Annotated in this window: 16 protein-coding genes; 5 read left to right on the top strand and 11 right to left on the bottom strand. The window is 60.5% G+C overall.

The window, feature by feature from the left end; all coding sequences use genetic code 11:
• Position 1 precedes the first annotated feature (1 nt).
• The 3 genes from IGX34_RS02260 to IGX34_RS02250 are packed head-to-tail and all read left to right on the top strand — an operon-like array spanning position 2 to position 3,368.
• Positions 2–1,036 (top strand): glycosyltransferase family 4 protein, encoded by a 1,035-nt coding sequence (locus IGX34_RS02260; protein ID WP_192554032.1) that lies wholly within the window; start codon positions 2–4, stop codon positions 1,034–1,036.
• Positions 1,033–2,067, top strand: coding sequence for a glycosyltransferase (locus tag IGX34_RS02255; RefSeq protein ID WP_192554031.1), 1,035 nt, complete (start codon positions 1,033–1,035; stop codon positions 2,065–2,067). The genes IGX34_RS02260 and IGX34_RS02255 overlap by 4 nt, the downstream gene beginning before the upstream one ends.
• Entirely contained in the window at positions 2,064–3,368 is a 1,305-nt protein-coding gene (locus IGX34_RS02250; RefSeq protein ID WP_192554030.1) for a glycosyltransferase family 4 protein, read from the top strand. Before IGX34_RS02255 ends, IGX34_RS02250 begins: the two co-directional genes overlap by 4 nt.
• A 96-nt stretch (positions 3,369–3,464) precedes the next feature.
• On the opposite strand, the gene IGX34_RS02245 is transcribed toward IGX34_RS02250, so the two are convergent.
• The 11 genes from IGX34_RS02245 to IGX34_RS02195 form a co-directional block, all read right to left on the bottom strand.
• Positions 3,465–3,869 (bottom strand): GtrA family protein, encoded by a 405-nt coding sequence (locus IGX34_RS02245; protein WP_192554029.1) that lies wholly within the window; start codon positions 3,867–3,869, stop codon positions 3,465–3,467.
• Entirely contained in the window at positions 3,866–5,152 is a 1,287-nt protein-coding gene (locus IGX34_RS02240; RefSeq protein ID WP_192554028.1) for an NAD(P)/FAD-dependent oxidoreductase, read from the bottom strand. The genes IGX34_RS02245 and IGX34_RS02240 overlap by 4 nt, the downstream gene beginning before the upstream one ends.
• Positions 5,153–5,154: 2 nt before the next feature.
• A complete protein-coding gene (locus IGX34_RS02235) occupies positions 5,155–6,123 on the bottom strand; it encodes an NAD-dependent epimerase/dehydratase family protein (protein WP_192554027.1) in 969 nt (322 codons plus the stop codon).
• Positions 6,098–8,083 carry a hypothetical protein gene (locus IGX34_RS02230; RefSeq protein ID WP_192554026.1) on the bottom strand — a complete coding sequence of 662 codons (1,986 nt, stop codon included), beginning with the start codon at positions 8,081–8,083 and terminating at the stop codon, positions 6,098–6,100. The genes IGX34_RS02235 and IGX34_RS02230 overlap by 26 nt, the downstream gene beginning before the upstream one ends.
• Before the next feature lie 41 nt (positions 8,084–8,124).
• Entirely contained in the window at positions 8,125–8,868 is a 744-nt protein-coding gene (locus IGX34_RS02225; protein ID WP_225737141.1) for an SDR family NAD(P)-dependent oxidoreductase, read from the bottom strand.
• A gap of 14 nt (positions 8,869–8,882) precedes the next feature.
• Positions 8,883–10,181 (bottom strand): FAD-binding oxidoreductase, encoded by a 1,299-nt coding sequence (locus IGX34_RS02220; protein ID WP_192554494.1) that lies wholly within the window; start codon positions 10,179–10,181, stop codon positions 8,883–8,885.
• 1 nt (position 10,182) lies between these two features.
• The gene (locus IGX34_RS02215; protein ID WP_192554024.1) at positions 10,183–11,607 is read right to left on the bottom strand and encodes a UbiA family prenyltransferase; all 1,425 of its coding nucleotides are present in this window, start codon (positions 11,605–11,607) and stop codon (positions 10,183–10,185) included.
• A gap of 502 nt (positions 11,608–12,109) precedes the next feature.
• Positions 12,110–14,164 (bottom strand): hypothetical protein, encoded by a 2,055-nt coding sequence (locus tag IGX34_RS02210; RefSeq protein WP_192554023.1) that lies wholly within the window; start codon positions 14,162–14,164, stop codon positions 12,110–12,112.
• 128 nt (positions 14,165–14,292) lie between these two features.
• Entirely contained in the window at positions 14,293–14,982 is a 690-nt protein-coding gene (locus tag IGX34_RS02205) for a glycosyltransferase family 2 protein (protein ID WP_192554022.1), read from the bottom strand.
• On the bottom strand, positions 14,979–15,932 hold the full coding sequence (locus IGX34_RS02200; RefSeq protein WP_192554021.1) for a UDP-glucuronic acid decarboxylase family protein: 954 nt from the start codon (positions 15,930–15,932) through the stop codon (positions 14,979–14,981). The genes IGX34_RS02205 and IGX34_RS02200 overlap by 4 nt, the downstream gene beginning before the upstream one ends.
• 16 nt (positions 15,933–15,948) lie before the next feature.
• On the bottom strand, positions 15,949–17,271 hold the full coding sequence (locus IGX34_RS02195; protein ID WP_192554020.1) for a UDP-glucose dehydrogenase family protein: 1,323 nt from the start codon (positions 17,269–17,271) through the stop codon (positions 15,949–15,951).
• Positions 17,272–17,565: 294 nt separating this feature from the next.
• Here IGX34_RS02195 and cysD point away from each other — a divergent pair, with 294 nt between their 5' ends.
• Both cysD and cysN read left to right on the top strand, forming a co-directional pair.
• Positions 17,566–18,471 carry a sulfate adenylyltransferase subunit CysD gene (gene cysD / locus IGX34_RS02190; RefSeq protein ID WP_238482133.1) on the top strand — a complete coding sequence of 302 codons (906 nt, stop codon included), beginning with the start codon at positions 17,566–17,568 and terminating at the stop codon, positions 18,469–18,471.
• On the top strand, positions 18,471–20,327 hold the full coding sequence (gene cysN, locus IGX34_RS02185; protein WP_192554018.1) for a sulfate adenylyltransferase subunit CysN: 1,857 nt from the start codon (positions 18,471–18,473) through the stop codon (positions 20,325–20,327). Before cysD ends, cysN begins: the two co-directional genes overlap by 1 nt.
• Positions 20,328–20,349: the final 22 nt, after the last annotated feature.

Raw genomic sequence — 20,349 nt, 5'->3', positions numbered from 1 at the left:
CATGCGTATTGCTCTGTTTTCCACCATGGCCCCGTTCGTCAACGGCGGGGCCCGGCACATTGTCGACTGGCTGAGCGTGGCCCTCAAGAAAGAGGGGCACGAGGTCGAGATCGTTTACCTGCCGGAATACGACGCTCCCGACCTGCTGTTCCAGCAGATGATGGCCTTCCGCTGGGTGGATCTGAGCAGCGCCGACCGCGTCATCTGCTTTCGGCCGCAGTCGCACCTGATTTCGCATCCCAACAAGGTCGTATGGTTTATCCATCATATACGGTCTTTCTATGATCTTTGGGACAGCGAATATCGCCATTTTCCGGAAGACATGTATCACAAGGGCATCCGCAAGGCGCTGTTTGCCGCGGACAACGCGGCGCTGGCCGAAGCGAAGCATATCTACACCAATTCGCGGGTGGTCTCCGATCGCCTGATCAAGTACAACAACATCGATAGCGAAGTTCTGTATCCGCCGGTGATCGATTCCGAGCGCTTCCATTGCCGCAGTTTCAACGACGAGATCGTCTACGTCAGTCGCCTGGAGCATCACAAGCGACAGCACCTGCTGGTCGAAGCGATGAAGCACACCACCACGCCGGTTCGCCTGCGGCTGTGCGGCAGCAGCTACAGCTCTGCCTATCCGGATCATCTGCGTGGAATTATCCAGGCCGATGGCGTGGCGGATCGCGTGATACTGGAAGACCGCTGGATCAGCGAAGAAGAGAAAGTCGAGATATTGGCGGACTGCCTGGCTGCCGCTTATGTTCCGGTGGATGAAGATTCCTATGGATATCCCACCCTCGAGGCCAGCCACGCCAGCAAGGCGATCCTGACGACCAGCGATTCCGGCGGAGTGCTGGAATTCGTCAAGGAAGGGGTCAATGGCCTGATCGCGGATCCGGATCCGCGCGCCGTGGCCGTGGCCATGGATCGACTCTACAGGGAACGCGAACAAGTTCGCCTGATGGGGATCGAGGCCAACAAGCGCTTGGCCGAACTCGGCATTTCCTGGGATCACGTAGTGAAGAGGTTATTGGCGTGAAGGTTCTCGTTGTCAACAATATGGCGCCCTTTGTCTGGGGTGGGGCCGAAGAGCTGGCTCTTCACCTGCAACGAAACCTGATCAAGGCCGGACACGAATCGGAAGTGCTGCGCGTTCCTTTTCAATGGAATCCGTCGTCGCGCATCCCGTCGCAGATGCTGTTGGCGCGTGCGTTGGAATTGTTCAATGCGGACCGGGTCATTGCGCTCAAGTTTCCGGCCTATTTGATTCGCCATCCGCATAAGACCTTGTGGGTCATTCATCAGTACCGCCAGGCTTACGATCTGTATGACGCCGGGCAAAGCGATCTTGTGGATCGTCCTGATGGACAGGCGATACGCGACCTGATCCGCAACGCCGACAACGAGACGTTCCAGGAAAGCCGGCGCATCTTCTGCATTTCGGAGGTGACCAAGGAGCGGCTGGCTCGTTATAACGGGTTCGATTCCTCTGTGCTTATCCCGCCCGTAAACGATCCGGAGTTGTTTACCGGGGGTGCGAGCGGTGATTACATTTTTGCCGGTGGCCGTATCAATGGTATGAAGCGCCAGCATCTGCTGATCGAGGCTCTGCAGCACACCGACAGCGATGTGAAGCTGGTGGTCGGCGGGCCGCCTGATACACCGCAAGACGGCGAGCGCCTGCGTGAGCTGGTGGAGCGGCTTGGCCTGCAGGACCGCGTCCATCTCGATTTCGGTTTTCTGCCGCGCAAGCGCTATGCGGATTACGTCAACGGTGCGCGGGCGGTCGCTTATTTGCCCTATGACGAAGAGCACGGCTACGTTGCCATGGAGGCGGCCATCGCCGGCAAGGCGCTGATCAGCACAAACGACAGCGGCGGCGTGCTCAGATTTGCGAGGGAGCAGCAGACTGGCCGGGTGGTTGCCCCGGAAGCGTCGGCATTGGGAGAAGCGATGTCGTCCATCTGGCGTCAGCAGGATAGGACCAAGGGCTTCGGCGAAGCAGGACGCGAGCTGTGTTCCAGCTTGGGTGTTAACTGGGCGCAGACCGTGGAGACTTTGCTGCAATGAATATCGTGCTATTTACGCCGGTGCTTGAACGAGCTTCCGCCATTGCCCGCATGGTGAGCTGTGTCGCGAAGGATCTGATTCAAGCCGGCCACCGTGTTTCGGTGGTGCGAAGCGAAGACGAGAGTTTTTTCGCCGAGCGCCCCAGCGATTTTGGCGTGGTCCCGGTTCGCTGGACCGATGAAGACGCGGTGTATGACCTGCTGAAAGATGCCGACTTGGTGGTTTATCAAATCGGCGACAACTTCCCGTTCCACCGGGGTTGCCTGGCTTGGCTGGCACGAGTGCGGGGCGTTGTCTGCCTGCATGATTTCTACGTGGCCAATTTGTTCCGGGATTGGGCGCAGGAAAACGCACCGGCCGCACGCGAGGCACTGGAGCGCTGGTACGGGCCGGATGCTCCGGCGTCATTCTTCGCGGCATCGGAACGCGCGACATTCATCGAGGAAACGCGTGCATCCATGCCGATGACGGAATGGGTCTGCGCGATGGCTTCGGGCGTGATTACACACAGCGAATGGGGCGTTTCCCGAGTGGAGCAGGGCTGCGCCGGTCCGGTCAAAGTGGTGCCCTTGGCCTATTTTGGCCAGATGCCGCAAGACAGGAACGAACACGGTCGAGTTCCCGCCGACGACCTGGTGGAAGTGCTTACCATTGGCTATGTCAACGCCAATAAGCGCGTCGATAGCGTTATCCGCGCCATTGGCTTGAGCCCGCTGTTGCGCGGGCGTGTCAGTTACAAGCTGGTCGGTCCGATCCAGCCGCGCGTGGCGTATGAGCTGGCTTCGCTGGCCAGAAGTGTTGGCGTGCGCCTTTGCATTTATGGCGAAGTGGATACCGCGGCGCTGCATCAGAAGCTGGACGAGGCGGATGTGCTTTGCTGCCTGCGCTGGCCGAGCCTGGAAGCTGCCTCGGGCTCTGCGGTCGAGGCGATGATTCACGGCAAGGCAGTGATCGTTACCGACACCGGCTTTTACAGCGGATTGCCGGATGACTGCGTGCTCAAGGTCGACCCGTTCAACGAAATCAGCAGCCTTATCGGCGCGTTGGAACGGCTGGTCGCTGATGGCGAACTGCGGCGCGGACTGGGAAAGAGCAGCCAGGATTGGGCGTTGGCTACCTTTACCGTGCGCAACTACGCCGAGCAGATCATCGATATGGGCACGCTGGCTGTTATAGCCATGCCGGTCGTCGATGCTGGGCGTCATTTTTCCAGGCTGCTTAGCTCCTGGGGCGCGGTCGGCGACATCGACATAAATGACATGCTGAAGCCGTTGCAGTTGTTTGAGCGGAAGAACGCCTGATCGGGTTGCGATGTTCGCAAGAGCATCGCGACATGACGATGTGGATGGGTTCTCGATTGAATCGCCGTGGCTGGTAAGTTCAACAGGACGCCGAGGTCATTCCCGAAACGACCAGCGCTTGTGGCCGAGATAGCTGGTGACCACCGGCGTGGCAACGCCGATGGCGTGGGCGATATCCTTGCTGTACGACACCACGCCCAGCGCCGGCAGCACGTAGTAGAACAAGCCCATGCTGATCAGCCAGGTCTGCGCGGCCGCTGCCACGTTGACCAGGGTGAAGAACAGCGCAGAACGATGGAGTGGCTGCTGTGTCTGCCGGAACACGAACAGCCTTGCCAGGATAAACGCTGTGATCATGCCGGTGATATACGCCAGGATCACCGCGTTCGAAAAATCCATATAGCGGTTATAGAGAATGCGGCTGCCGAAGTTGATGGCGGCAGCGATGCCGCCGGTCAGCAGGAAGCCAAGGAACTGGCGCGACATAAACTGCTTGATCACGCCACGGCATCCCGTGCCATGGCCCGACCGAAGTCGATACTTTCGGAGATCCCGCGATCTTCCGGGTAGTAATAGGACGTATCGGCTACCCACAAACCGTCGATCGGCAATTTTGCAGGCGGCAGCTGAGCGAGGAAATTCGGCCCACACACCGGCTGGGCATAGCGATAGCGACTGGCGCGCAGATCGATGAAATCCTCATCCTGCAGCGACGGATTGATTTTCTTGAGATAGCGCCGGACTTTGTCCAGAAACACCTGATCGGGCTCCGCAAACTTGGGATGCTCGCCAGGCATGTAGAAGGGAACATAGACAATATGCTGGTCCAGCGGGCGCAGGTTGGTGTATTCGACCAGGCCCGGTATGTCCATGTCCGGATCGTTGGTATTGAGCCAGAAGTTCTCGGTGAGCTGGCGTCGCAGCTTGACGATGACGCACACCACCGCCACGTTCTTGATCGACGAAAATTTGGCGAGGATGTCCGGCGGAAGATCGGGCATGAGCCGGGGCACGTAGGGTAGCGGCGCGGTGCTGATGACCTTGTCGAATTCCTGCAACTGGCCTGCCACTTCCACACCGCGGACCTTGCCGTCCTCGATCACCACCTTGCCGACAGGGGATTTCAAATGAATCTTGCCGCCGTGTTTTTCGATATCCACACGCAGCGCTTGCAACAGCGTGTCGGATCCGCCATCCAGATAGCCGAGCTTTTCGCGGAACAAGCTGTAGCGCGAGCGGCCGATGCGACGAATGCGGCTCCATATCCAGGCTGCGGAGAGGTGCGAGGCGTAGTCGTAAAATTTGTAATCGAAAAGGCGGCGCCAAAGTACTTCATAGGCTTCTGCGCCAACCCAGCGTTTGATCCAGCCGGTAGCTTCAACGTTGTCCAGCGGCTTCCAGTTCTTGCGCTTGGTGGCAAGGAAGGCGTGCAGACCATAACGGACTTTTGCGGTGAGGCCCAAGCCGCGGAACTTCAATAGCGCAAGCGGATTCCCCCACGGCTGCAAGATGCCGCGATACCAGTAGCCCATCTTGGTTTCCGTCCAATGCATGCGGTCATTCAAGCCGAGTTCGTCCAGGACCTTGAGAAAGGCATGATCGGAAATGCAATGGAAATGGTAGTAGCGCTCGATGGTCAGGCCTGCGAAATCGAATGGCGCGGTCATGCCGCCCACGCGATCGTCGGCCTCGAACACCACCGGCTGGTGACCGGAGCGGGCCAGTTCGTAGGCCACTGCAAGTCCCATCGGTCCGGCGCCCAATACGGCAATGCGCTGCGTCATGCTCAAAACTCCAATGTCACTTGGCTATAGCGAGGATCATTGAATGTCTCCTCGACCGCCGCTGCGAATGGCGTCGATTTGACGCCGAAGATGCCGGGCCAGTCGATGACTTCGAACTCGTCTTTGGCGATCAGGGCCGCGAGTTGCTGGACGGTAAACGGTGGGTTCTTGTCGAAAAGCGCCCACACCCAAAGCAGAACCTTGAAAATCGGATAGGGGATCTTGACGATGATGGCTTTGGCCGAAGTGGCTTTCTTGATCTGGCGGATGATGTCGATGTAGTCGACTTTTTCATGGCCGGAAATATTGAAGATGCCCGACTGCGCGCGATTTTCGATGCAGCTGATGATCACGTTGCAGAAGTCGCCGACATAGAGCGGCTGGCGCATATAGCGGCCATGCCCCGGGATCGGGAATACCGGCACCTTTTGCATAAAGCGGGACAGCCAGCCCAAGTGTTTGCGGTCGAACCAGCCGAACATCAGGGTGGGGCGCAGTATCGGGCACGGAATGCCGCTGTCGAGAACGATCTGTTCCTGCGCTTTCTTGGTATTGGTGTAAAAGTCGTCCGCCACGGATTCGACCACCGAAGAGCTGATGTGAACCAGGTAAGGACGGTGCTGTCCGTCCATGGCGGCCAGCACGTTGCGGGTGGAGTCGAGATTGTTGCGCTCAAACTCCTGGTAGTAGTTGCCGCCGATCTGCGCCTGCAGCATCACCACCACATCGGCGTCTGCGATGTGCCGCTGCCACTCGCCGGGTTCGGCAAGATCGGCGTATTCGGCGACGATATCCGGCTGGATGCGCTTGAGCACCGCCAGATTATCGTGATGTTTGTCGAGCACCACGATGTTGCGGTAGCCCCTGTCCTTGAGCCGGGCGACAAGATTCTGGCCGACCAGGCCTGCGCCGCCGGGGAGAACGATTTTTTGTGCCGTGCTCAAATCAGTTGCTCCGTGCTTCGATGCCATATAGCGACACGCCCAGCATCCTGGGGTCGTCGGATAGGCCTGCGACTTTGGGCGAGATGGGCGTGGCGATGCTGATCTCGATTGCCACCCCGTTGTTGCCTGCGTTCTTGACCGGGATGGCTATGATCTTGCGGCTGTCTTCAGCGTTGAATTGAAACGCGAGGCCGTTGGCGTCGGCGGACGTGACGGTAATGGATTGCTTATATTGCGGATTCGGTAGAAACGCTGAGAGGTCCAGCAATATATTACCGGAGAAACCCGGGTTGACCGGGATGAGCAAGGTGGCTTTCTTGCCCTCGGACCATACCATGTCAGTCTCGGTCGCTGACCAGCCAGCGGTCAAGATGGTGCCGTCATACAGCGGGCGGTTGGCGAGAACAGGCACCATGCCTTTGTCGGCGATGCTTCGGACTTCCGTTTGATAGAACGATATGCCCATGCTCGTCGCGACGAATTTGAGATCCTGCGGCGGGGTCGTCGGCGTCTTCATCACGGCGAGCGTGGAATGATCTCGGGCCAACTCTTCCAGCGTGCAGCGGGCGGCTTTGGTGAACAGGATGTTCCAACCTTTGTTGATGCAGAACAGCTTGTCGCCGGCCCGCTTGGTATAGGCCTGCAAGCCAGAGATATGGGTCCAGACGGGTCCCCAGTCATCACCCATGGAGAGGTTCAAGACCAATGGGCCGTTCTTTTCTTCCGCCTTCAACTTCGCGTAAAGGGTCGGCACGCTGTTGTCGTGATATGTCCGGGCGTACCCTATGGGCAGTGCAGACACTTTGTACATGATGAGCATGCTTGCCGCCGCGGCAAGCAGTGCCAGTATGGCTTTGTACTTCGCCTTGGACAGGCCGTAGGCCAATGCAGCCACGAACGCTGCAAGCAACCCGGGAACGGCGTAATAGAACAGGCCGATATAGATATATTGCAACAGATCAATGCCCTCCTTGGCGTAGAACAACGCAGCCAAGGTGGCACTGATCACCGTGGCTATTGCCGCGCGATACGGCAAAGCCACCGCATCGGCCGGGCGCCAGGCCCATAGGAAGGCCAGCACGAGAGCAGCAAACAACATGGGAGGCAGTCCACCCCAATACTGGGCGATGTACTTGAGCGCACTGGCCACGCTATTGGGCTGGTGACCGCCACTGAAGGCTATGTAATCGCTTACCGGGCCCGGATAATCGATAACTGTTTCGATAAGCAGCGGAACGAAGAAGGAGAGCGCCAAGCCCGCCGACAAAGCGATTACACGGCCGTGCTTGATAAAGAAGGCTTTGCTGAGAATCAATCTGTCCGCATCCGCCTTGGCGTAAAGCAGATAGTTAAATCCGATGGCGAGCAGCAGGATGATAGCGGTGATGGCCACAAAAGATACATGGCCGTTGGTGACAAAGCCCAAGCTCAAGGCGAAGGAAAATAGTGAGTCGGTGCACCCATCGATCAAGCGCACCGTTGCAAAAATAAAGACGGCGAACGGGAAGTAGTAAAGGTGCGGAAACCAGATGCCGTTGAAAAACTGGCGATCGTTCAGCGCGGTGATGATCAGGAAGGTGGCGAGCCCGATGGCTGCCCCGGCGATCGACTGGCTGCCTCGGTAAAGCAGGCGATACAGCAGGGTGATCCAGAACGCGTTGTACAGCGCTACCGCAACCAATTGCCCGGAAAAGGCGGAAGGGACGACGTGCAGCAAGTCATAGAAAATGACCTCTCCCAGCGCCAACGCATCCAGAATGGCAGGCCCGGGATGATTCATGCCTGTGCGGGAATAGTTGCCCGTAAACAGATGGAACGATTTCGCGTCCTGGATCAGCACGCTGTTGGCGGCCAAGTCGCCCATTTCAAAATTGACGCGATCGATAAGCGTCCAGTTGGAGCAGATCAACAGCACTGCAACCAGTGCAAAGAGGGCGAGCTCCAACCAGCGCGGCGGCGTATTTGGATTTGTCCTTGCTTGTTTCACTTTATTTCTCCGTCGACGCTCTACCGCGACGCTCCAGATATTTAGATATTGAGCTTCTTGAAAACACTGAACGGCAAATGCCGGATGATCATCATGATCAAACCCCACTTGCCCGGGGCATAGACCGTGCGGCTGCCCTTCTGCGCGCCGGAAACAATCGCGCGAGCGACGTCCTCGACCTTGGCCAGGCCTGTGCCGGCTTCCTTCAGATGCGCCGTCATCGGCGTATCCGTCGGGCCCGGCTTTACCAACACCACGCGGACCTGGGAAGCAGCCAGCCGATGCTGCAGGCCCTGCGCATAGCGAGTGACCAGTCCCTTGGCGGCGCCGTAGACGTAATTGGACTTTCGTCCGCGATCGCCCGCGACGGAGCCGATGATGATCAAGGTGCCGTGATCGGCCTGCTGCATGCGTCCCGCAAAGGCCTCGGCAAACAGTACCGGTGATATGCCGTTGATCGCCATGGCCGTGTTGCTCGCGGCAAGATCTGCCTGGCATTGCGGTTGATCGGGCAGCGTGCCATGCGCAATCAGCACGATGTCCACGGGGCCTGCCCCGTAAGCACGCGCTGCCCATGCCTGGATATCGTCCGGCGAGAGAAAATCGGCTTGCGCAGTCTGCAGCGAGGAGTCCGGGCTGCGCGCTTTCAGGTCGGCAGCAACGCGTTCCAGCCGAGGTACATCGCGGCCGAGCAGGAGCATGTCGGCCGGCCCCGTTTCAAGCCAGCATCGGGCGCAATGTTCGGCGATGGCCGAGGTCGCGCCCACGATCACAATGCGTTTCATGTTTTCTTTCCTGGTCATGATCCCAATAACCTGCGCGACATGGCCGAGCTGATGCCCGGATCGCGAAATGGCAGGAACGTTCCTAGCTGCGCATAGCCTGCTTCGAAAAGCTGCCGCGGCATGCGCGCGTCCTTGGCCGGATACAGGCGGCCGCCGGCTTCGCGCACCACCGCATCGAGCCGTTCGAACAAGGCGTGGGTCTTGGTGCCGCGATTCGGGAAATCGAGTGCCAGCGTGACCCCCGGCATGGGGAAGCTGAGCATGCCCAGGGGTGCGCGGGCGCCGAATGTCTTCAGCACGGCGAGGAATGAACCCTCGCCTGACTTGGCGATCTGGCGCAGCATTTCCTTGGTGGCGTCGGCGCCCGCTGCGCGCGGAACCACGCTTTGATACTGGTAGAAGCCGCGCGGGCCGTACATGCGATTCCATTCGAGCAGGTTGTCGAGTGGATAGAAGAAGCGCTCAAAAAAAACATGCGCGCGCGCATCCCGCATCCGGTTGGAGTGGTAGTAAAGCGCGTTGAACGGCTTCAGCGACAGCGCATTGACCAGGGAAACGGGCGGTACCAGCGGCATCGTTCGAGGCGCTTTGTGTGTGACCGGCCAGGATGTGTCCGAATTATGGTTCGCCCGCATAAGCAGGCCGCGCCCGGCCTCGCCCGAGGTGCAGTCGATCCACGCGACGGTGTATTCGAATTCCGCTTCGGAGGCATCGGCGAGCGGGAAGAATTCATCCACGCGTTGGAACGGAATGGTCTCGGCATCCAGCCACGGCCCCTCGACCCGGCGCAGCTGGATATCCGCTTCGCTGATCACACCGGTCAGACCGAGACCGCCGACCGTCGCCCGGAACCAATCCGGCTGAAGATGCGGAGCACATTCCAGCGAGCTGCCATCCGTTCGCTTGAGCACGATGCGGTGTACATGGTCGCCGAACGATCCGTGCACGTGGTGATTCTTGCCGTGTACATCGTTGGCGATGGCGCCGCCGACGGAAACCAGCTGCGTACCGGGCGATACGGGCAGCATCCAGCCGCGGGGTACGAATACGCGCTGGATATCGCGCAGGCTCACGCCGCTTTCGCAGCGAAGCATCCCGCTGGCTTCGTCAAAGTGGATGAATTTGTCCAGCCCGGAAGTAAGCCAGAGCACGCCGTCGGGATTGAGGCAGACATCGCCATAGCTGCGCCCCCGACCAAAGGCCAGGCCGGGTTTGTCTGCATGGAGCTGCTGCTCGATCGGGACCCGGTCGGATAGCACGTGCAGCTCGTGCTGACACGAGTGCAGTCTTCCCCAGGACGCTACCTTGGCCACGTCAGACCAGCGCGCCCAGCGCAAGTACGGCGGCGAATGCGACGCCGGTGGCGAGGCTGGCCTTGTCCTTGAGGGCAAACACCACCGGATCGTCATGCATATTGCCGCGATGCGCCTGCATCCACATCCAGCTGACCCAGAACGCCATGATCGGCACGGCGCCCCACACGAACTCAGGGGTGCGATAGAGCTTGGTCACCGCCTCGCTGTTGAGATAGAGGGCGAGCACCAGCACGGATGCGTAGCTGGCCGCGACCCCAAGCGTTTGGAGCAGTGGCGCATCGGAGGTGTAATAGCCGCGTCCGTGCGCCTTGGTATTGCCTTGCAATGACTGGCTTTCCAGTTCGGCATAGCGCTTCAGGAACGCCAGGGACAGGAACAGGAATACGGCAAAAGCCAGCAGCCAGAATGAAAGTGTCAGGCCTGCAGCTGCCGCGCCGGCCACGATACGGATCGTGTACAGCATGGCGAGGGTGAGGCAATCAAGCAGCATCAGGCGCTTGATGCCGAATGAGTATGCGAGCGTCAGCGCAAAATACAGTAGCAGCCAGTGGAAGAACGACGTGCCGATCTGCGCGGCCAGCACCAGGCTTGCTGCCAGCAATAGCGGCGAAACCAGCACACCCAGGAAGACAGGAAGCGTGCCGGACGCAAAAGGACGCTTGCGTTTGCGTAAATGCTGGCGATCGCTGTCGAGGTCGAGCAAGTCGTTGGAGATGTAAACAGATGACGCACAGAGACTGAACGCGATGAAGGCGAGCAGTAGATCCTTCCATGCCTGCACATTGGTCAGCTGGTGGGCGGCAAGCAAGGGCATGAAGAGCAGCACGTTCTTCATCCACTGATGCACGCGAAGAGCTCTGCTCCAAGTGCTCAACCCCGCCGATGGAGCGGGGAATACCTGTTCTATCTCGCAGACAGCTTTTGCCTGCGTGGCCAGGCCTGCGGATGCGTTGACCACGATGCCGTGGCGAGCGTGTTTCCACACTTTGAGGTCGGCGGACGAGTTGCCGGCGTAATCGAAGCCTGTTTTGCCGAAGCGCGCTTGCAGGGTTTCGGCCTTCTGCTGTCCGGCCTGGTTCGTCGCTCCGTCGCTGGCGATGACTTCATCGAAGATGCCCAGGTGATCGGCGATGACCTGCGCTATTCGAGAGTCGGAAGCTGTGCACAACACCAGCTTGCGCCCGGATGCGCGCTGCTGCTTAAGCCATTCAAGCAATGCGCCGTTATAGGGAAGCAAGTGGGGATCGAGCGCCATCCGTTCAGCCAAGCGGCTTTTTAGAACGGCCTTGCCCTGCAGCAGCCAGAACGGAATGCGCAGCACGTCGAGAGGCCTTTCGCGAAGGACTTTCAAGGTGGACTCGTGCAGCATGTCCGAATGGATCAGCGTCCCGTCGAGGTCCACGACCAGTGGCGGTGAAGTCAAGCGTTTTCCCCTCAGTTGCGCAGGACTTAATGCAAAGACACAGGTTCATGACGGCAGAAAACACGTCATTCGTAAGTTTACCCGCTATTTGCGGCTAAATAGACTAGTTCGACGTAGAAAATCGTGACGCGGTCCTACCCGTGGCCGTCGAATCAAGTGTGCTTGCGTCCAGGGCGTCAGGAGGCCATCCCGGCGTCGCGATGGCGTGAATGGCCACGGCTGCTGCGCAGTTGGCGATGGGCATCCATATGTGAAGGGCAGGGCACCCTCTCCGACATCTTTCGTCTCCTGCGGGTTGCTTCATCGCCGGCGCAGGAATTTGTGCTCCAAAGGGAGATCCGGACTTTGTCGACTACAGGCGCGTAAAAGCCTGTTTCTCCGTCTTTTTTAACTAAATTCGGTTGCTTGGTACAGGCATCCGAATACAGAAGGCCGAGCTGACGTCAGGCGATCTGCGCGGGCGGCGTTGCGCAAGAGATGTGGTGGTCGCCGGAGCGCCCACTCAGGGATTCGGCACCTGGATGGGCGCGTTGCCCACTGCGATGTGCATGCCCTTGTCGTGAAACCAACTGACTTTGTCCTGCACCAGCGTCAGGGCGAGCGTGTATTGCCCGGCGGCTTTGGGCGGCGTGACTCGCAGGATCTGCCGGTAGTCGCTGCCTGCAGCAACGTCGGCTGCCAGTGGCGATCGGGGTGTCCACGCGCCGCTATCGGGCACCTGGCCTTTGCTGACAAATTGCCAGGAAAATTGCACGGGCTTGTCGTCAGTCGATAGCGCAGGCAAATAGTGATCGCTGCGATTTTTCAATTCGACCGTGACGAGATAGTCGGAGCCGTCCGATTTTTGGTCGACCACGCTGAGGGAGACCTGTTGGAAGACGTTGTCCGGCAGCGGGCCCGTATAAACCTGCAGCGCCGAGAAATCAGGGCATTGGGAGCTGGCGGGCAGCACGGTAAGCCGGCGCAGCATGCTCGACACGTCCGTGGCCGGCAGGTGCCGGAAGGCCGCGCCGTTGATCAGGCGATATGCACCGGTCATGCAGGAGTCGGCGCTGCCGAAATCCCTGGGCAGGTTGCCGGAGTACCCATTGGCCGACGGAGCGCCAAGATCCTGCGCCAGCATCATGCCGTCCAGTTCCCGGTTGATGAGGCGATAGGATTCGTGTGAAGTTTCGAGCGCAAAAATAATCGGCGGTTGCGTTGTCGGCGCAGGCTTCGCGCCGCTGTAGAGCGCGCTCAGGCGATCCCTCCACTCGGCATTGGGAACGTGCATGGTTGTGTAGCTGACGAGCTCGATGGCGAGCAATACCGCGATGGCCAGAAACGCATGCAGCCGCAGACGCGGAAAACGGCCTGCCAGCGTTTCGATGCCGGTTGCCGCAAGCCAGGCCACGGGCAGCAGCATCACCAGCGAAATGCGGGTAACGGCGCGGATGGAATTGAAGCCGGGGATCCGCATCACCACGCGATAGAGCGAAATTCCGTGCACCGAGAGCGTCAGGGCGATGAGCAGCAGCAAGGCAATGCCAAGGATGCTTACGGGACGGGACCACTGCTTGGTTCGGCGGCCGAGCAGCACACCGATCAAAGCCAGGATGCAAGCGATCAGGCCAAAAAACATCTGGTGCTCATGGCGCATGGGAATGTTGGTTACCCAACGCCCCATCCAGGCGTCGATTTTCGTTCCGTCCGCAATGAAATAACTGCCAATGTGCGGAAGCATGTTGCGGATTTCGCCGGGGTCGTGGCGGAATCCATATTTCTTCGCGACCGCGTGATATTGCCCAAGCATCAGCAGGAGGCCTAGCCAGAGCAGCGCCGACACTAACTTGGCGCCGATCTGCTGGGGGCGTTTGGATTCGGCCGGTTCCGCCCAAAACGGCCGGCGCAGCGGCATGGACATGGCGATGCTGGCGACCGTGATGGCGCCGACCAGCATGGTCAGGAAGAAGCCGAGATAGATGGAGCAGAAGAACTGGACGGCCATCCAGATCCCGAGCCAGGGCAGGCGCTCGCGCTGGCGCTGTTCCACGATGCGCCAAAGCTCCAGTACGGCCAGCGGAATCGCGTAGCGGTAAATAAGTTGCGCGTGAGATTCCTGCGCCAGCATGGCAGGCGAAAAGGTAAATATGAAAGCGGCGGCAGCCGCTGCCGGCCAGCCGAATCCGAATTTTCGTCCGGCATAGACGGAGCAGACATAGGTCAGCAGAAAGCCGGTGCAGAACCAGGCATCAAAACCGGTTTCTCTCGAAAGCCCGGCAAAACGCCCCAGGCTATAAATCCATGCCGTACCGAAATGGTTGTCGCTGAACGCCAGCGCATCCGCATAGGGGTAAAAAAATTCCGGCGACCAGAGGCTGGCGCTCTTGCCCTGCAGCCATTGGTAGAAGTGCTCAAGGATGATGCTGTTGAAGCGCGGATCGCCCAGGTCACCGGGAACCATGGTGAACCAGTGCGTGGTATTGAGCAGATAGCCGAAGATACCTACCGCGGCGAGCAGCACAGCCGGCCACGCGCGCAGCCACCCGGATCGATCAGTAGCTTTCACGTGCGCCATGTTCATTCCTCAAGCTGTCCGGTCAGTTGCGCGCCGGCAAGCGTTTGCCAGGGAGGGCGCCGCGCGCCGGCTACGCCTCCTGCGTCGAGGGCGCAGGGCGCGCCGGCTCGACCGCAGGGGTGGGGCGTTTATCGAAATACGTTGTACTTCACGATGCAGTACAGCGCGCGGAAGCCGTCCTTCCAGCCGATCTTCTTGCCTTCTTCGTACGTGCGGCCGTAGTAGGAAATACCCACTTCGTAGATGCGGCAGCGCGTCTTGGCGAGCTTGGCGGTGATCTCCGGCTCGAAGCCGAAGCGATTTTCCTCGATGGCAATGCCCTGGATGATCTCTCTACGGAAAACCTTGTAGCAGGTCTCCATGTCGGTGAGGTCCAGATTGGTGAACATGTTCGACAGCAGCGTGAGGAAGCCGTTGCCCAGGCGATGCCAGTAATAAAGCACGCGATGCGGATGGCCGCCCATGAAGCGGGAGCCGAACACCACATCGGCCTTGTCGTGGAGAATCGGCTCGACCAGCAGCGGGTATTCGTTCGGGTCGTATTCCAGGTCGGCGTCCTGGATCACCACGATGTCGCCCGTGGCGGCCTGGATGCCGGTGCGCAAGGCGGCGCCTTTGCCCTGGTTCACCTCGTGATAGAGGATCTGGTCCACCAGCGGCGCGATCTCGCTCTTCAGAATGGCGCGCGTGTTGTCGCGGGAGCAATCGTCGACGACGATGATTTCCTTGGATTCGTAGGGCGAGGCGCGCACCGCGTCCACGATCGTTCGAATCGTCTTTTCCTCGTTATAGCAAGGGATGATGACGGAGAGCTTCATGCCTGCAGCAGCCTCTTGAAGTAAGCGATGGTTTCCTTGAGCCCATCTTCCAGCGACACCTTGGGCTCCCAGCCGAGAGCGGACTTGGCGAGGGAGATGTCCGGCTGGCGTTGTTTGGGATCGTCCTGCGGCAACGGCTGGCGCACCAGCCTGGATTTGCTGCCGGTGAGGCGCAGCACCATCTCGGCGAGTTCGATCATGGTGAATTCGCCGGGATTGCCGATGTTGACCGGGCCGGTGAATTCGGCCGGCGTGTCCATGGTGCGCAGGATCGCTTCGACCAGGTCGTCGACGTAGCAGAAGCTGCGTGTCTGGCTGCCGTCGCCGTAGATGGTGATGTCTTCGCCCTGCAGCGCCTGCACGATGAAGTTGCTCACCACGCGGCCATCATGCGGATGCATGCGCGGGCCGTAGGTGTTGAAAATGCGCACCACCTTGATTTCGAGATTGTGCTGGCGGCGGTAATCGAAGAACAACGTTTCGGCACAGCGCTTGCCTTCGTCATAGCAGCTGCGGATGCCGATCGGATTGACGCGGCCCCAGTAGCCTTCCTGCTGCGGATGCACTTCCGGATCACCGTAGACCTCGCTGGTGGAGGCCTGCAGGATGCGTGCGCCGACCCGCTTGGCCAGGCCCAGCATGTTGATCGCGCCATGCACGCTGGTCTTGGTGGTCTGCACCGGATCGTGCTGGTAATGGATCGGCGAGGCCGGGCAGGCCAGGTTGAAGATGCGGTTCACTTCCACGTACAGCGGGAAGGTCACATCGTGGCGCATCAGCTCGAAGCGATGATGATCGATCAGCTGGTCGACGTTGCGCTTGCTGCCGGTATAGAAGTTGTCCACGCACAGCACGTCTTCGCCGCGCGCGATCAGGCGGTCGCAAAGATGAGAGCCGAGGAAGCCGGCGCCGCCGGTGACCAGTACTTTGGGGGCTTGTTGATAGCTCATGTCCGTGGCGTTGTTCTCAATGGCGGCCGATGGAGTGATAGGTGAAGCCCTGCTGCCGGATCGCGGCGGGACTGTACAAGTTGCGGCCGTCGATGATGATCGGCTGGCGCAGCTTGTCCTTGATCGCGTCGAAGTCGGGATTGCGGAATTCCTTCCACTCCGTGGCGATCAGCAGGGCGTCGGCGTCCTGGCAGGCGGCGAGCGGATGGTTGCTGAAGCTGATGCGCTGCTCATCCTGGTAGATGCGCCGGGCTTCGTCCATGGCGACCGGGTCGTAAGCGGTGACGGTGGCGCCCTCGGCCAGCAGGTCGGCGATGATTTCGCGGCTGGCCGCTTCGCGCATATCGTCGGTGTTGGGCTTGAAAGCCAGGCCCCACAGTGCGAAATGCTTGCCGCTCAAGGTTCCGCCAAGTGCGGCCTTGGCCTTCTTGGCCAACAGATGCTTCTGCCGGTTGTTCACTTCTTCGACGGCGCTGAGCACGCGCAGGGACTGGCCATGGCCGCTGGCGGTCTTGATCAGCGCCTTGACGTCCTTCGGGAAGCAGGAGCCGCCGTAGCCGCAACCGGCATACAGGAAGGAATAGCCGATACGCGAATCCGAACCGATGCCCAGACGGACCGATTCGATATCCGCGCCGGTGTGCTCGGCCAGCTCCGCCAGCTCGTTCATGAAGCTGATGCGCGTGGCCAGCATCGAGTTGGCGGCGTATTTGGTGAGCTCGGCCGAACGCGTGCTCATTACCAGGAAGCGTTCGTGATTGCGTACGTAGGGCGCATACAGGGCGCGCATCAGTTCGATCGCGCGCGGTTCTTCCGAGCCGATCACCACACGATCGGGACTCATGAAATCCTCGATGGCCGCGCCTTCCTTGAGGAACTCCGGGTTCGAGACCACGGTGAAGGGCAGCTCGACGCCACGCTGGGCCAGCTCGTCGGCGATCGCTGCGCTCACCTTGTCGGCGGTGCCGACCGGCACGGTGGACTTGTCGACCACCACCTTGTACTCGCTCATGTGCTGGCCGATGCTCCTGGCCGCCGCCAGCACATATTTGAGATCGGCCGAGCCGTCTTCGTCGGGCGGGGTGCCGACGGCGATGAACTGCAGTACGCCATGAGCCGCCGCGGCGGCCGCCTCGGTGCTGAAGCGCAGGCGCCCAGCGGCGACGTTGCGGTGAATCAGTTCGGCCAGGCCAGGCTCGTGAATCGGTACGCCGCCGCTGTTGAGCAGCGCGATCTTGCTGTGGTCGACGTCGAAGCAGAGGACGTCGTTTCCCATTTCCGATAGGCAGGCGCCAGTCACCAAGCCAACATAGCCTGAGCCAATTACGGTTACTTTCATTTGATTCCCTGGTGCTGTATGACGCTGCGCAACAGATGTGCAGCGTGCCCCTCTGGCCGCACAAATACTTGTTAATCATGCCATATTCGCAGATTTCTGTGGACGGGACGGCCGCTGCGAAGGGGGCGTGAGGCGCCGGCGGGAATTCCTGCGGCGGCCGCGGCCGGCACCGGTAAGGGATAGCCGGGACGGGTAGTCCGCTTGGGCCAACCATGCTCCCGGGGAGGGGCGGCCGTACTGCTGGGCCGGCCAGTCATGGCAGAATTCACTGTCAACCATTCAGCACCCCGCCCGATGAGCTCATTTTCAGGTCACCTGGACCAGCTTGAAGCCGAAAGCATCCATATCTTTCGCGAGGTGGCGGCCAGCTTCCAGCGGCCGGTGATGCTCTATTCGATCGGCAAGGATTCCTCGGTACTGCTGCATCTGCTGCGCAAGGCGTTCTATCCGGGGCGGCCGCCGATTCCGCTGCTGCACGTGGATACCACTTGGAAATTCCGCGAGATGATCGCGTTCCGCGACGAGGTAGGGGCAGCACCCGATCTGCGCCTGCTGGTGCATATCAATGAAGACGGGGTCCGCCAGGGCATCTCGCCGCTGGTGCACGGCGCTACCGTACATACCGATGTGATGAAGACCGTGGCGCTCAAGCAGGCGCTAGACAAATACGGTTTTGACGCGGCCGTCGGCGGTGCACGGCGCGACGAGGAGAAGGCGCGCGCGAAGGAGCGCGTGTTTTCCTTCCGCAATGCGCAGCATCGCTGGGATCCCAAGCGTCAGCGCCCGGAGTTGTGGCATCTCTACAACACGCATATCCACAAAGGCGAAAACGTGCGCGTATTTCCTTTGTCGAACTGGACCGAGATGGATGTATGGCACTACATCCGGCGTGAAGCCATTCCGGTGGTGCCGCTGTATTACGCCAAGCCGCGGCCGGTGGTGGCGCGCGACGGTGCGCTGATCATGGTGGATGACGATCGCTTTGTACTGCGCGCAGGCGAAACCATCGAGCAGCGCATGGTGCGTTTCCGCACGTTGGGCTGCTATCCGCTGACCGGTGCGATCGAATCGCAGGCGGCGACGCTGGACGAGATCATTGCGGAGATGGAAGCCGCGCGCTCGTCGGAGCGGCAGGGGCGGGTGATCGATCAGGATCCGGCCGCATCGATGGAGCGCAAGAAGCTGGAAGGTTATTTTTGATGGCTGACATGCCTACGCCTGCACGCAGCCTGCTGCGTTTCATCACCTGCGGCAGTGTCGATGACGGCAAGAGCACCCTGCTCGGGCGGCTGCTCTTCGATGCCGGCATGCTGCCGGACGACCAGATCGAGGCCCTGCGCCGCGACAGCGCGCGGCTGCATCCGGATGGAACGGTGCTGGATTTCTCGCTGCTCACCGATGGGCTCGATGCGGAGCGCGAGCAGGGCATCACCATCGACGTCGCCTACCGCTATTTCCATAGTGCGCGGCGCAGTTTCGTGGTGGCCGATTGCCCCGGCCACGAGCAGTACACGCGCAATATGGCTACCGGCGCCTCGCACGCGGATCTGGCGGTGGTGCTGGTCGATGCACGCAAGGGTCTGCTGCCGCAGACGCGGCGGCACACTTACATCTGCGCCTTGATGGGCATTCGCAAAGTAGTGCTGGCGGTCAACAAGATGGATCTGGTCGAGTACAGCCAGAACGTCTACGAGACGATCCGCGACGCTTATGCGGAGCTGGCGCGCGCGCTCGGCATCGCCAGCGTGCATGCCTTGCCGGTGGCGGCGCGGCACGGCGACAACGTCGGCCAGCATTCGGCGCAGATGCCCTGGTACCAGGGGCCGAGCCTGCTGGAGCTGCTCGAGACCGTACAGGTCGACCCGCTGCAGGCAGTGGATTTCCGCATGCCGGTGCAGTGGGTGAGCCGTCCGGACCAGTCCTTCCGTGGTTATGCGGGCACGATCCGCGGCGGTCACGTGAAGGTGGGTGATGAAGTGGTGGTGCAGCCCGGTACGCACCGCGCACGCATTGCACGCATCGTTACTGCAGACGGCGACCTGCCGCAGGCGCAGGCCGGCCAGGCGGTGACGCTGACGCTGGATCGGGAAGTCGATGCCAGCCGCGGCGATGTGATTGCCGATGCCGCGCGCCCCGCCCCGGAAGCCGACCAGTTCGCCGCGCATCTGCTGTGGATGGGCGACGAACCGCTGCTGCCCAATCGCGGCTACTGGCTGAAGATCGGCAGCAAGACGGTGAATGCACGCGTCACCTCGATCAAGCACAAGGTGGATGTCAACACGCAGGCCAAGCTGGCGGCGCATCGCCTGGAATTGAACGAGGTCGGCTATACCAATCTCGATCTCGATCACCCGGTGGCCTTCGAAAGCTTCGCGACCAATCCCGCCCTGGGCGGTTTTATCCTGGTCGACCGGCAAACGCATGCCACGGTGGCCTGCGGCATGCTGGATTTCGCCTTGCACCGCGCCTCCAACGTGCATTGGCAGCAGCTGGATATCGACAAGCGCCTGCGCGCGCGCAGCAAGGGCCAGCGCCCGCGCTGCCTGTGGTTCACCGGCCTTTCCGGCGCGGGCAAGTCGACCATCGCCAACTTGCTGGAGCGGCGCCTGAGCGCGCTGGGCTGCCATACCTATCTGTTGGACGGCGACAACCTGCGCCATGGCCTCAACCGCGATCTCGGCTTTACGCCGGAGGCGCGCGTGGAAAACGTGCGCCGTGTCGCCGAGGTTTCGCATCTGATGGTGGATGCCGGCCTGATTGTGCTGGTGTGCGTGATCTCGCCGTTCCGCAGCGAACGTGAATTCGCCCGCAGCTTGTTCGACGAGTACGAGTTCGTGGAAGTGTTCGTCGACACGCCGCTGGAAGAATGCGAACGCCGCGATCCGAAGGGGCTGTACCGCAAGGTGCGCGCCGGCGAGATCAGCAACTTCACCGGCATCGACTCGCCGTATGAAGCACCGCAGGCCGCGGAGATGCACCTGCACACGCCGGATCTGACGCTGGAAGCCATGGTCGAACGGCTGGTGGCCTGCGTGCTGCAGGAAGAGCAGGGCTGAGCCGTCATGCGTGTATCAAGCC

The sequence above is a fragment of the Dyella acidiphila genome (assembly GCF_014863405.1).
In the GTDB taxonomy this organism is placed as follows: domain Bacteria; phylum Pseudomonadota; class Gammaproteobacteria; order Xanthomonadales; family Rhodanobacteraceae; genus Dyella_B; species Dyella_B acidiphila.
The sequence above is the reverse complement of the archived record's forward strand: the minus strand, read 5'-3'. Positions and strand labels throughout refer to the sequence as shown.

Coding starts and splice junctions, on each gene's coding strand:
- IGX34_RS02260 (WP_192554032.1), top strand. CDS start 2: ATGCGTATTGCTCTGTTTTCCACCATGGCCCCGTTCGTCAACGGCGGG.
- IGX34_RS02250 (WP_192554030.1), top strand. CDS start 2,064: ATGAATATCGTGCTATTTACGCCGGTGCTTGAACGAGCTTCCGCCATT.
- IGX34_RS02240 (WP_192554028.1), bottom strand. CDS start 5,152: ATGACGCAGCGCATTGCCGTATTGGGCGCCGGACCGATGGGACTTGCA.
- IGX34_RS02235 (WP_192554027.1), bottom strand. CDS start 6,123: ATGGCATCGAAGCACGGAGCAACTGATTTGAGCACGGCACAAAAAATC.
- IGX34_RS02225 (WP_225737141.1), bottom strand. CDS start 8,868: ATGAAACGCATTGTGATCGTGGGCGCGACCTCGGCCATCGCCGAACAT.
- IGX34_RS02210 (WP_192554023.1), bottom strand. CDS start 14,164: ATGGCGCACGTGAAAGCTACTGATCGATCCGGGTGGCTGCGCGCGTGG.
- IGX34_RS02205 (WP_192554022.1), bottom strand. CDS start 14,982: ATGAAGCTCTCCGTCATCATCCCTTGCTATAACGAGGAAAAGACGATT.
- IGX34_RS02200 (WP_192554021.1), bottom strand. CDS start 15,932: ATGAGCTATCAACAAGCCCCCAAAGTACTGGTCACCGGCGGCGCCGGC.
- IGX34_RS02195 (WP_192554020.1), bottom strand. CDS start 17,271: ATGAAAGTAACCGTAATTGGCTCAGGCTATGTTGGCTTGGTGACTGGC.
- cysD (WP_238482133.1), top strand. CDS start 17,566: ATGAGCTCATTTTCAGGTCACCTGGACCAGCTTGAAGCCGAAAGCATC.
- cysN (WP_192554018.1), top strand. CDS start 18,471: ATGGCTGACATGCCTACGCCTGCACGCAGCCTGCTGCGTTTCATCACC.